The organism is Marinobacter sp. (assembly GCF_034669625.1).
Taxonomy (GTDB): domain Bacteria; phylum Pseudomonadota; class Gammaproteobacteria; order Pseudomonadales; family Oleiphilaceae; genus Marinobacter.
In genome coordinates this window covers 80,265-92,590 of sequence record NZ_JAXMOY010000013.1, presented here as the reverse complement: position 1 = coordinate 92,590, position 12,326 = coordinate 80,265, and the positions used below count along the sequence as shown (strand labels likewise).

Below are 12,326 nucleotides of genomic sequence, written 5' to 3'. Positions count from 1 at the left end.
ATCTGAGCCATGATCAAACTCTTCAGTTTAAATCATACAAGAATCCGAAGATTCTTAATTCTTGCTCAAGACAAAACTCAATTTTCGACGAGTCACTGTCCTGATATTTCGTATCTGAAATACCTCGACCAGCGCCCACACGAATTACTTGGTCAACTTGTTAAAGAGCGTTTGAGCGTCTCGTTGCTCAACAGTGGGGCGAATTCTACACCGATCTGGAGACCTGTCAACAGGTATTATCAATAGTTTTTTATTTGTTTCGGTTTCCCGCAACTCACTGATACTACTTTGATTATTAAACGTCCAGAGCGAACAAAAAACAACCAAAAACCCCTCTAAAACCCCCATTCATCAAACAGACTTAATTTGTGGATTATCCTATGGGGAAATCGCCAATCTAGCAATATTGCCTGTTGCGACTTTTATGTGGGTATATTTTGGACACATAAAGGCACCTTATCGATAGCGATACCCTTCGTAGCTGTCGAGTGATGGTTTTACCACCACCCAAGTGCTACTTTGCGACTATACATATAGCAACCAATCGTGAACCCATGCCAACGACTCATTTCGACAGCGCCCTTCCGGAACAAACGAACACTCTGGGTAGTGACGCCTACCGCCAAACCCTTAATGAGACATTCAAGGTCGCAACGCACTTGATACGGCAAGAACTACCGAACGCATTCACGGCCTTCATGCAGTATGACCCAGGAGAAAATAGCCTTCACCTTGCCGCTGAGCACAATCTGCCTGAAGACTTTAAAGCTGCCATTCATAGTTTGGCAATTGAAACCGCGGTGGTGACCTGCAGCAAAGCGTCGTCCCGCCAAGAAGTCGCCATTACAAAAAGCATTAGCGAGGACCCCGACTGGGCGACTCATCGGCACCACGCATTAAAAGAAAATCTGCAATCCTGCTGGTCAGCGCCGGTGGTCACGGCCAACGGCCAACTGGCGGGCACCTTCGCTATATATATGCAGAAACCCGGCGCCCCAGATGACAGCCAACTCGCGCTGATCCGGCAATCAGCAGGACTGATTGCTACAGCATTAACAATTCAGGACACCGATCGCGCCCTCTATAGAGAGGAGCAACGCTATCAATCCCTGTTCTCTTTGCACCCGGTGGCTACTTTTGAACTCGACAAACATGGCCGTTTCGTAGCGATCAACCAAAGCTTTAAAGACCTGTTTCACACCACCAAAGCACGCATCCTCGGGCTTTACTTGGAACAACTAATAGGGTCCGACTACCTTGAGGACGCTCATAAAGCCTTTCAGCAGGCCTGCCACGGAAAAACCAAGCGCTTTGACTTAACGGTGCCACAAGACAGCGGTGAAGATTCTCTGATTCAAATAACCTTCTTCCCCACGATGGTTGACCACAGCGTTACCGGTGTTTACGGCATCGCAAAAGATATCTCAAACCGGAGAACGCCCGAGCCAAAGTTGCATCTCCACGACAGCCTGACAGGGCTCCCAAATCGCCCCGCATTTGAAAAACAAATCGCTGAGATCCAACAGGTCGACGAACAACTGTCTGCAGTTCTGATGATCAATCTGGACGATTTCGCATCCGTAAATCGACACCTCGGCCACAACATTGGCGACCGTTTGCTTAAGGCTGTCGCAGAGCGCTTAAAGGAAGGTATACAGTCAGGAGATTTCCTTGCGCGTTTTGCCGGGGACGAATTTGGCTTGCTGCTCACCAGCATCACTAAAGAAGAGATCGCACTCCAGGTTGCTGAAGGCTATCTTTATTTACTCTCCTGCCCTTTTGTCATCGATCAACATGAACTCCAAATAACCGCCAGCATCGGCGTCGCATTCAGTCACGCCGAGCCGCTCTCCAGCCGCGCGCTCATTCAGCATGCCTGCATGGCCGTAAACGATGCTAAAACACAAGGGCGAAACACTTGGGGGTGGTATTCGAAGGATTCAAAGTCAGTCGTGCTCGAGCATATCTCACTGCGGCGCGATCTAGCCGATGCCATTGAAGATAATCGACTCGTACTCCACTACCAGCCTCTAATAAACGCTCAAACCGGAGAAATAACAGCTCTCGAAGCTCTCGTAAGGTGGCAGCACCCCAGCCGCGGACTGATATCGCCACAAGAGTTTATTTCACTGGCCGAGAAGACCGGGCAAATCATTGATATTGAACGCTGGGTACTTCGTCGGGCGTGCAAAGATATACAGCGCTTAAACTCCGGTCGCGAGCACCCCTTGACCATCGCAGTCAACATCTCTCCAGCGCACTTCGGGCGAAACGGTTTCTTTGAGGAAATTAAACACGTTCTTAATGTCAGCGGCCTCAATCCTCAGCAATTGGAACTTGAGGTTACGGAGAGCTCGTTGATGAGCGATACCGACAAGTCTGTCGAGCTATTACAGGATCTGCGAACCATAGGTGTAAAGGTGGCCATCGATGACTTTGGCACCGGCTTTTCCAACCTCGCGTATCTACGTCTATTCCCGATCAACAAAATAAAGATAGATCAAAGCTTTATCAGGCAAATCGACACCAGCACCGAGAATTCCGCGATAGTAGAGGGCATTATCACCATGGCCCATCGGTTGGGATTGGAAGTGGTTGCGGAAGGCATTGAAACAACCGCACACCGTCAACACCTTCTAAAACTTCAATGCGACACCTTGCAAGGCTATCTTTTTTCCAAAGCGCTACCGTTAACCGAAGTCCATGTCCTGCCTCGCCACTTACCAGAAAAGGTTTAATGATCATCGAGGCAACTAAAACACTCGTCCCGCAATAACCAGTCACAACTTTTCCTTCTGCGGTTTGCTAGCCGAATCCCGGTGAGCAAACCGACATGTATCTGTGACACCGTTGCTAACCGCTACTGCTCGATAGGCTCCAGCCATTTAAATATCTCGGCGCGAACCTCTGGGAAGTAAACCCCTCCTACCGTCCAGTGGCAGCAATTCTCTATTTCCACTAGCGAAGCTCGCTTGCCGAAACGTTGAGCGATACTGCGCTGGATCTTGATGGGAGTAATTCGGTCAGCGGTTCCGCCCAAGATCAGTACCGGACACTCTATATTCTTCGTGTTCACGTGTGTGGCCGCACGACTCCTCAGCAACGATCCAACGCTAATCTGAAAAGTAGCCATGCCGGATTCGTAAGTACAACTTTCGAAGATGTCTTTCTGTACAGAGGGGGTCTGGGCATTGGCAATGCCGTACTCCACATTCAACAACGCAAGCTCAGTGACGCTATTCCACAACGGGAATCGCAACAGGTTGCGACCCAAGGTTCGGATTGCCGACCAACTCAGGCCGTTTATGCCTGCCGGGGGCGCGGAGGATAAAAGAATCAACCGTTCACAGGGTACCTCGGCGGCCACCAACTGGGCCAAGAGAGCGCCCATGGAATGCCCCACCAGAATTGGCGGGGAGTCTAGGCGTTTTACCTGCTCGATAATATATGCAACGTAATCCTGCACGCGCATTTTCGCCAGCGCAGCCCGGCTGCCCTCCGTATGCCCGGCTTGGGGTAAATGGCAAGGGAGGCACAAGGAATCTGCAGCATACCCCTGAGACACAAAGGCCTCTTTCACATCACTCAAAGTGTCTTGATCGCTCCACATTCCGTGGATAAGCAATACTGTTGGCTTATCATTGTGCCTCTTATCCATCACCCTTCCCTTTTCTTATCGGTGTTTGTCTTCAGGCCGTTGTGGCTTGCTTAAGAAGATCTGACCCTTGGGATGAAGCTCGGGCCGCTGTTTCAAACTGCAAAATTCCATCATTCACGGGATCTTTAACCAGCATTTTCTTATCCTTGCCATAGTGCATCGTGATCATCCAAGGATCGCTCTTACCTTGCCGGGGCATTTTATCGATTGCCCGTGCGATATAACCGGGTGCAAACCCATCCAGCACACTGGCGTCTGTCGCACAGTTCCTTGTATCTACTGGTGTTGCGACGGAAACGCCCGTTCTCTCCATATGGGTGAACAATCGACACAAATAGCGCCCGCCGATATCACACTTGAGTGTCCAAGGCGCATTGGTATACCCGAAAATCCAGCCGTAATTAGGCACGTCCTGAATAAGAATGCTCTTGTAGGCCATTTTCTTAGGCAGGTTCACTTGTTTATTGTCGATACTAAGCGACGATCCCCCCATCAATTGGACTTCCAGCCCCGTCGCTGCAACAACCGTATCCGCTTCGATATGCTGGCCAGATTTCAACACAATGCCCGTTTCATCAAAACGATCGATATGGTCGGTTACAATATCCGCTTTACCCGAGCGCAAACATTCGAAAAAGTCTCCGTCCGGCGCAGCACACAAACGCTGATCCCAAGGCATGTAATTGGGTGTGAGGTGGCGTTTATCAACGGTTGGGGCTTTTTTATACATATGGGACAGAAACAACTTGCGCATCGCTTCCGGCCAACGCTGGCAGGCGAGGTACAGGGCTCGCTGGAACAGAATGTTACGCCGGCGGGCCAGCTTGAAAACCCAGGCTTTCGGCAATACTTTGTTCAATACCACCGATATCTTGTCGGTGTTTGGCAGCGACATAATATAGCTGGGTGATCGTTGCAGCATCGTCACTTTGGCGGCTTTGTCTGCCATTGCCGGCAGCAATGTTATTGCGGTGGCACCACTGCCAATAATCACCACTTTTTTACCGGTATAATCAAAACCTTCGGGCAAACTCTGGGTGTGAACGATATCCCCGGCAAAGACTTCTTCCCCGGGAAAACTTGGGCGGTAACCATGATCGAAGTTGTAGTAACCGGCACAGTTGATTAGGAAACTGCAGCTAAACAACTGCTCTTGACCCGATGCTTCCTGCGTAGAGGAGACGGTCCAGTTTTGCTCCTTGCTCGACCAATCAGCGTTGTTGAGCTTTAAACCAAACTTTATTTTCTCGTACAGCCCGAACTCATCAGCCGTTTCGCGCACATACTCCCGAATATCGTCGCCTTCGGCTAATACTTTGTCTGAGAACCAAGGTTTGAAATTAAACCCGAAGCTCGCCATATCGGAATCGGAACGTATGCCGGGATAACGGAACAGGTCCCATGTACCACCCACATTTTCTCGTCGCTCCAGTATCGCAAGGGACTTGCCGGGGTGTTCCCGCGCGATGTGGCAAGCCGTGCCAATGCCGGAGAGTCCAGCACCAATAATAATGATGTCATAGTGTTTGATGGCCATCTGTGTTTCCTTCTTGTTATTAGTCACCCAATCTTAATTCTGATTCTCGCAGAGGCCGGCTTGACAGGATTGACAAAATGGGACATTTTTTTGACATAACACGACACCCCACCCTCGAGATGCTGCACCAGTTCGCTGGTTCACCGTATAGACACGATCGGAGGCCTGGATGGCCAATTTGATTAGAGCGACAAACCTGAGAGGCTTCGACGAGCTTATACGGTCAAGAGGGAGAGACCCCCTGCCCTTGCTGGAAAAGTACGACATCCCCCCAGCCGAGCATCGGGATGACAGCAGCTTTTTGCCGTTTCGAAACCTTGCCGCCCTGCTGGAATACTCGGCCAAAACACTAGACTACCCCGAGTTTGGTTTGAAACTGGCCGAGTCTCAAGGACTGGATATTCTTGGGCCCATCAGCGTTATAGCCCGCAGTTCGGACAACGTTGGCGAGGCCGTTAACAATATTAGCCGGTATCTTCATCTACACAGCCCGGCGCTCAGAATGAATGCTACCCACAACAACCTATCCAACCTCGAAAGCATAAAATTTGAATTCAAAATTGACGACGAAAACGCCGGGGGGTATCACCGGCAAAGCTATGAGTTAAGCCTCTCCAACTCGATGCAAGTTATGAAATTGTTGTGTGGCAGCCTTTTTAAACCTTTCAGCGTGCACTTTCTTCATACCCAGGCCGCTGAAACTCAAATCTACCAGGACGTATTTGGTTGTGAAGTGCACTTTAATCAGTCCTGGTGTGGTATGCGATGGCCGGCGCAAACGCTTCAACATCCTCTATCGAGTGCAGATCACCAAACTTTTGGACTCGCCGAACAGTATCTTTCTTCCCAGCAACCCCCGAATGCATTGAGACTCTCCGAAGATGCGAGCCGGCTCATCGTCACGCTATTGCCCACGGGGCAATGCAGAAGCGACGTGGTTGCCACACATTTTCACATGGACAAACGCACGCTGCAGCGGCGCTTAGCCAAAGAAGGCACATCTTTTGCCCAGCTACTCAATGCAGAAAAGCTGAGACTCGCAAAACTGTATTTGATGGAACCCAATCTAAAACTGACCCAGATTGCTGGATTACTCGGCTATTCTGAGCAATCCGCCTTTAACCGGGCCTGCCGTGACTGGTTTGGCATGACACCCTTGCAATATCGCAAACACCTTCTTGATTAGGGCTCAAACACCATTCTCGGAGATTCCACGACGCCATCAAAGAGGTAATTAGGAGGGAGCAGAAAACGGATCAGCTTGCACTCGTGGAGCATTTCACCCGAGGCCTTAAGCGCCATCTTGGTGCATAGACCCATTAGGGGTCGCCATAATTGAACCATTATGGCGCGCCGAATTCTGTGTAGCCCCGCGTTGATAAACCTCTACGACTGCAAGGACCTGACACCCGTCAAACCCGCACCACCCGGCCTGAACTTTGCTAGGTCTTCATTTTCGGTTCAAGAGCGTTCTAATCCCCGCGTGTGATCGGGATGAACCGTCTGCGGAGCACCTTAATGACACTTAAAAGCACATCGATGAATCTGACCCCCGCTGAACGCCGCTGGCTACCTACGTTCGGATCGACAGGAAAGCTCGCCATGGGGTGGTCCTGTTTTCTGAACCGGGATATGTATTCGACAAACGAGCAGATTTTCGAGAGCGTCGCCCGGACCCGCCGGGATGCTCTGGTTGCCTGGGCCGAGCAAAAATGGTTGTTTATGGAAGCAATGGCCGCCCGGCTTGAGGGGCAGGATGACGCGACCGTAAAGGCCATTATTGGCGCATCTTCTGGCCGGCTTCGCGAAATTTCCGAATTGTTTGTGATTGCCCAGGACGGACTGGTCCTTGAGTCGACGGTAGCGGACCGGGCAGGAAAACGGGATCTGCCGTCAGCTGTAGTTGCAGAGGGTGTCCGCGTGCGATTTCTGCATGGACCCTACAAAGATCCTGTGACGCTTCGTCTTGGTGCAACAACCTCGCGATTCCACGACGCCGTTACGTTAATGTTCTATGAGCCTCTCACACTGGCCAATGGTAAATCGGGCGCTATCTGTGCAAGGGTTCCGAACGATGTGATGAGCGATTTGATTCAGCGGGAGGCCGGTCACGTCTTCGAGGAATCCGGAGACAACTACATCTTTATGATAGAGAGTCATTTTGATGGCTCCATTCAGCCAGGTACTGCACTGTCCCGATCTCGGTTTGAAGATGCAACGTTCAGCCACGGCGATAATCTCAAGCAAGGAATCAGAACCGGATTCGGTACTGTGGGGGTGCGGGAGCATACCGAGTTTGAAATCCGTTTTACCGACCCGGCCACAGGCCAGTTGCATCCCGGCGTCAGAGAAACCATAGCCAAGGGTGAAAACCTTTATGTGCAATATCCCGGATACTCGGATTATCGGCATATACCGGTGATTGGTAAGGGCGTTACCTTTCAGCTACCTGGGTCCCGAGATCTCTGGGGGATGATGTGCGAAGGGGATCTGGAAGAAGTCTATCGCCGTCGATCCCTGTCCTACCGCCTGTCGATGCGCTTTGCCAGCTTCATCGGGCTGTTCTGGGCGACCAACCTTGCGATGGCGTGGACCGGAGTCCCCATGTGGCTGGAAGCGGCAATCAATGGAGCAGTTGCGCTCTGTCTGGTCTGGCTGTATCGCATAACGTCGGTTCGACCACTTTCCCAAAAGCTCGGGTCCATGGCTGATGTCATCCGCAACATTGCAGAAGGTGGAGGCAACCTTCGACAGCGGCTGGATCTCTCCAGCATGCGGAGAGACGAAACCGGTGACCTTGCCCGCTGGATAAACAGCTTTATCGACAGTCTCGATGGCATGGTCGGACAGGTCATCACGCTGGCATCAGATTCGCGTCAGGCCAGCGACCAATTAATGGAACAGAATCGACTTGCGGATCAACGGATCCATGAAGTTTTGGCCCACATCGGAGAAATGGTTACCGGCGCCGGTCAGCAGCAGAACGAAATCGGTAACGCATCAACCACGGCACATGAAATGCGCTCGGGAATGGAAAGTATGGCCGAGAGTGCGCGCGAACAATTTGCCCGTATGAGTCAGGAGACCCAGAGTATCCGGGGTGTGATCAATCGATCCGCGGAGGGCATCAGAGCGGCCAATGAACGAACAGAACAGATTGCCAAAACAGCAGGAGTCATCAACGATATTGCGGCCCAGACCAATCTGCTGGCATTGAACGCAGCAATTGAAGCCGCAAGGGCCGGCGAGTCAGGGAAAGGCTTTGCGGTTGTTGCAGATGAAGTAAGAAAACTCGCCAGCCGTACTGCGCAGGCCACAGATGAAATTGGCGATCGCCTTGGCCGGGTTCAAGAAGAAACCCGCAGAGCGGTTATTACGATGGAAGATGGCATTGCAGAGATGGAAGATCGACTGGGTAATGCAGAGGCCGCAGTGGACGATAACGCCGCTTTGCATCACATGGTGGAAAAGCTGTTCCGGGCGATTGATGGAATTGAAGAGACCAACCGCCGTCAGAGCTCCCAGACGTCCGACGTAGCCGAGAGTGCGTCCGTGATGAGCTCAGTAGTTGAGCAGTTGGTGCAGAGTTCAGAGCGGACACAAGCCTCGGCAAGCAAGCTTCAGAGGCTGACCGGGCAATTTCAGGTGTCCCAGGAGGTTGCCTGAAGCGCTTTGCTTGGTTTCCGCACAATGACTATATGACAAGATTCGCTTCGCTCAGTGATCGCTCTAGGGCTATTAATGAGCGGAGTTTCTGCTTTGTGATGCCTGCGCACAGGCAAGTATCAATTAAGGGATATACGCAAGAGAGGTTTGACCGATGTATTTCTGTCCCAAGGGGAAAGCATCAAAGGCGGCCAAAAAACCGAAGTAATGCGGAAACACTACCGACAGAGAAAATCTAAACACTAAAAATAAGGGATAAAAATGGAGGCGCGGGTCGGAATCGAACCGGCGTACACGGAGTTGCAGTCCGCTGCATAACCACTCTGCCACCGCGCCGGGTAAGCCTTTTCGGGCTTTGCTCTCAGGGGGCGTGAGAGACTTAGAAATGGAGCGGGAAACGAGATTCGAACTCGCGACCCCAACCTTGGCAAGGTTGTGCTCTACCAACTGAGCTATTCCCGCTCTTCGTTTAAGAGGCTTTGCCTCGTCAACGGATGCGTATTCTACGGATTACTTCGTCGGCGTCAACAACTTTTTTCAACCTTTTGTTTTTGCGCATAATTTGGGTGTTTTTTAGCCAAACCCTATGTTTCTTTGCTATCCATCACAGCACCAAAGTCATTCGCGCCATAGATTCGTCCCAACACATAACCGAGAATCGCTGCCTATCCGTATTCCGTTCAAATATAGGTTTGTTATTACCATGCGGCATTTCAGCTTTTCGACCCTGGCATTTCTGTCCCTGACACTATTCAGCGTGAGCCCTGCCCTGGCCTCTGAATGGGTGGTCAATCAACAGGGTGAAAAACGTTCAGACGTCACAACCTATGTTCGTGACACGGAAAGCTCGCCCATTAAACAATTCCGAGGTGTGGTTGAAACCGAGCATTCGATGTTTTCCGCAATGTCGGTCATTAACGACATTTCTTTGTGCCAGCAATGGGTCTATAACTGCCAGGACGCTCGTTACCATTACGCTGAAGACGACGAGAAGCTGCTGTGGATGATGTTTGATGGTGTATGGCCAGCCTCAGATCGTGACCTGGTGATGGAATCGTCCTTTACACAAGAAGACGTGAACGGCCCTGTTACGGTTCAATCGATTGGCCGGCCAGATGCGGCGCCGAAGCAGCCGGACTACGTGCGCATTCCTATGCTCAACAACAGCTTTTATATAGAACCACTGGCAGATGGATGGACGCGTATCACGTTCACAACTCAGGTCGACCCGGGCGGGCTTGTACCTGCCTGGATTGCAAATATCGTCGCCACAGACGCGCCGATTCGAACACTGGAAGGCCTGCAGAAGATGATGGACAAGGAACCGTTCAAACACTATAGCAAGGAGAATTTACCAACCAAGCTGATTGAGAAGCACCACCTGCGCTTCTCAACACTCGGTTCGTAATAGACGATTCGAATTACGAGTTATGACCCTTCGCCTGACTGGCTCCAGCCACTTGGGCGGGAGCGTCACAATTCAAAAAGCTCGAGCTCTGGAGCCATTCCTGATCCGGATAATAGGTAAAGACCAGTTGCCCGCCTTTCAGATTATCCACCACAGAACGAATCACCTTTCGGTCGACCGCGGGGCAACCGTGGCTGCGACCAATCCGACCGTAGTCGGCTACCCAGTCTGGGCTGACATAGTCTGCTCCATGAATCACGATGGCCCTTTGTCGGGCAAGGTCGTTCACACCCGGCTCTAACCCGTCTAATCGAAGCGCATAACCGTGGGTTCCGCTGTAGCTTTCGTTGCCCTTAAACAAGCCAATACTCGACTGGTGGCTACCCTCAATATTGGAGAACGCGCTGGCTTCGACATTTCCGGAGTTCTTTCCGTGGGCAACCAGATCTCTCAGCACCAGGCTGCCCTGGCTCAGATCGAAGATCCACATGCGCTCTTCGCTGGACGGCAAAGAAAAATCGATAACCGCCAGCCGATCAGGCATGGCAACGCCATTATTGACCGCACACTGCGTGGCTTTATACGCAGCGCCCAACACTTCTGGGTTCAAGTGAGGTGCAGATCCTGCCAATTTATCGAGAAGCTTTTTATCAAAGGATTCCGCGTTACCTTGTGCGGAAAACGACAAAAGAAAAGCCAGGCCCGATAACAATAAAAAAGGGCGTCGTTTCGCGTGCAAAGACATACGCACAGTTCCTCAAGAATTAAGATAGCCCGAGAGCTGACTGAAAAGAGGCCTCATTCTAACAGCGAATTTTGAGACTTTCGTGTTTCCGTACATTTTTTAACCTTTACCCTACAAACCCCTCGAATTTGTCCTGCCACAGCGCCATGGTAGAATTGCTCCAACTCAACGGGGTGCCCTCTAAAAGGGCTGAGACCACACCCGCGGAACCTGACACGGATAATGCCGACGAAGGAATTGAGTCACACTGAACTTTGCAGTGTGTGCCGCGGCATGGTTAATCCCCTTCATTAAAGGATGCCGCACATGCTCTATCGCTTATCCCTTTTGCTGTTGGCCGTCACCTTACCTTTGACCGCACACTCTGCTGACCGTCCTGTCCTGAACGTGTACACCCATCCGTCCTTTGCCGCTGAATGGGGCCCCGGGCCCGGCGTCAAAGAAGCCTTTGAAAAGCAATGCAAATGCACCCTGAATTACACCGTACTGAACAGCGGCGGTGATATCTTGCAAAGACTTCGGCTAGAGGGAACGTCAACGCCTGCCGATGTGGTACTCGGGCTCGATACAGCGACCATGGAAACAGCGCTTCAAACCGGACTGATTGGCGAGCACGAGCGGTCTTTGGACGCCTTGAATTTGCCCATCGACTGGAGCGACAACCACTTTATTCCTTATGACTGGGGTTACTTTGCTTTCGTATATGACACAGAGCAGCTGCCAGAGCCGCCAGCCAGTTTCGATCAACTGATCAATGCACCCGACGATTTGAAAATCATTATTCAGGACCCGCGTACCAGTACCCCGGGGTTAGGCCTGTTACTGTGGATGCATTCCGTCTATGGAGATGAAGCCCCAGCGAAATGGGAAAAACTAAACAACAAGATACTGGCGACAACACAAAGCTGGAGTGATGGGTACTTCTCATTGTTCATGAACGGCGAAGCACCGATGATTCTCTCCTACAGCACTTCGCCGGCCTATCACATGGCGGTTGATAAAACCGACCGTTACCAAGCGGCTAAGTTCGAAGAAGGCCACTATCTGCAGGTGGAAGTAGCCGCTTTGGTCGAGCCATCCAAACAAAAAACATTGGCCCGTCGTTTTGTGGATTTCATGCTGACCCCAGAATTTCAACGGCATATTCCTCTGAAGAACGTTATGTACCCGGCTATCGATCTTGGTGAAGATCTACCGACTGTTTTTGACCGGTTGATTACGCCCGAACACACCTTCTTCATGCCTCCTGCTGATGTTGCCAGCCAACGCCGCCAGCTAGTCAATGACTGGCTGGATGCGATGACCCGATAAG

Annotated in this window: 8 protein-coding genes, 2 tRNA genes and 1 riboswitch; of the genes, 5 read left to right on the top strand and 5 right to left on the bottom strand. The window is 51.3% G+C overall.

The features are described from left to right. Positions 1-554: 554 nt before the first annotated feature. On the top strand, positions 555-2,738 hold the full coding sequence (locus VOI14_RS12120) for an EAL domain-containing protein (protein ID WP_323752305.1): 2,184 nt from the start codon (positions 555-557) through the stop codon (positions 2,736-2,738). A 122-nt stretch (positions 2,739-2,860) separates the two neighbouring features. Here the strand turns inward: VOI14_RS12120 and VOI14_RS12115 are convergent, their stop codons facing one another. Both VOI14_RS12115 and VOI14_RS12110 read right to left on the bottom strand, forming a co-directional pair. Beyond that, entirely contained in the window at positions 2,861-3,658 is a 798-nt protein-coding gene (locus tag VOI14_RS12115; protein ID WP_323752304.1) for an alpha/beta hydrolase, read from the bottom strand. A gap of 31 nt (positions 3,659-3,689) precedes the next feature. Further along, the gene (locus tag VOI14_RS12110) at positions 3,690-5,195 is read right to left on the bottom strand and encodes an NAD(P)/FAD-dependent oxidoreductase (protein ID WP_323752303.1); all 1,506 of its coding nucleotides are present in this window, start codon (positions 5,193-5,195) and stop codon (positions 3,690-3,692) included. 169 nt (positions 5,196-5,364) lie between these two features. Here VOI14_RS12110 and VOI14_RS12105 point away from each other — a divergent pair, with 169 nt between their 5' ends. Next, positions 5,365-6,381 carry an AraC family transcriptional regulator gene (locus VOI14_RS12105; protein WP_323752302.1) on the top strand — a complete coding sequence of 339 codons (1,017 nt, stop codon included), beginning with the start codon at positions 5,365-5,367 and terminating at the stop codon, positions 6,379-6,381. Positions 6,382-6,713: 332 nt separating this feature from the next. Beyond that, positions 6,714-8,861 carry a methyl-accepting chemotaxis protein gene (locus VOI14_RS12100; protein ID WP_323752301.1) on the top strand — a complete coding sequence of 716 codons (2,148 nt, stop codon included), beginning with the start codon at positions 6,714-6,716 and terminating at the stop codon, positions 8,859-8,861. Positions 8,862-9,123: 262 nt separating this feature from the next. Here VOI14_RS12100 and VOI14_RS12095 read toward each other — a convergent pair. Further along, positions 9,124-9,197: transfer RNA gene (locus VOI14_RS12095), tRNA-Cys, on the bottom strand. 50 nt (positions 9,198-9,247) lie between these two features. Further along, a tRNA-Gly gene (locus VOI14_RS12090) sits at positions 9,248-9,323 on the bottom strand. 241 nt (positions 9,324-9,564) lie between these two features. Between VOI14_RS12090 and VOI14_RS12085 the strand changes: the two genes are divergently transcribed. Continuing rightward, positions 9,565-10,269 carry an START domain-containing protein gene (locus VOI14_RS12085; RefSeq protein WP_323752300.1) on the top strand — a complete coding sequence of 235 codons (705 nt, stop codon included), beginning with the start codon at positions 9,565-9,567 and terminating at the stop codon, positions 10,267-10,269. 13 nt (positions 10,270-10,282) lie between these two features. On the opposite strand, the gene VOI14_RS12080 is transcribed toward VOI14_RS12085, so the two are convergent. Next, entirely contained in the window at positions 10,283-11,014 is a 732-nt protein-coding gene (locus VOI14_RS12080; protein WP_323752299.1) for a murein L,D-transpeptidase catalytic domain family protein, read from the bottom strand. A 159-nt stretch (positions 11,015-11,173) separates the two neighbouring features. Continuing rightward, positions 11,174-11,268, top strand: a riboswitch (TPP riboswitch). Between the two features lie 52 nt (positions 11,269-11,320). Between VOI14_RS12080 and thiB the strand changes: the two genes are divergently transcribed. Beyond that, positions 11,321-12,325, top strand: coding sequence for a thiamine ABC transporter substrate binding subunit (thiB, locus tag VOI14_RS12075; RefSeq protein ID WP_323752298.1), 1,005 nt, complete (start codon positions 11,321-11,323; stop codon positions 12,323-12,325). Position 12,326 lies beyond the last annotated feature (1 nt).

Coding starts and splice junctions, on each gene's coding strand:
- VOI14_RS12120 (WP_323752305.1), top strand. CDS start 555: ATGCCAACGACTCATTTCGACAGCGCCCTTCCGGAACAAACGAACACT.
- VOI14_RS12115 (WP_323752304.1), bottom strand. CDS start 3,658: ATGGATAAGAGGCACAATGATAAGCCAACAGTATTGCTTATCCACGGA.
- VOI14_RS12110 (WP_323752303.1), bottom strand. CDS start 5,195: ATGGCCATCAAACACTATGACATCATTATTATTGGTGCTGGACTCTCC.
- VOI14_RS12105 (WP_323752302.1), top strand. CDS start 5,365: ATGGCCAATTTGATTAGAGCGACAAACCTGAGAGGCTTCGACGAGCTT.
- VOI14_RS12100 (WP_323752301.1), top strand. CDS start 6,714: ATGACACTTAAAAGCACATCGATGAATCTGACCCCCGCTGAACGCCGC.
- VOI14_RS12085 (WP_323752300.1), top strand. CDS start 9,565: ATGCGGCATTTCAGCTTTTCGACCCTGGCATTTCTGTCCCTGACACTA.
- VOI14_RS12080 (WP_323752299.1), bottom strand. CDS start 11,014: ATGTCTTTGCACGCGAAACGACGCCCTTTTTTATTGTTATCGGGCCTG.
- thiB (WP_323752298.1), top strand. CDS start 11,321: ATGCTCTATCGCTTATCCCTTTTGCTGTTGGCCGTCACCTTACCTTTG.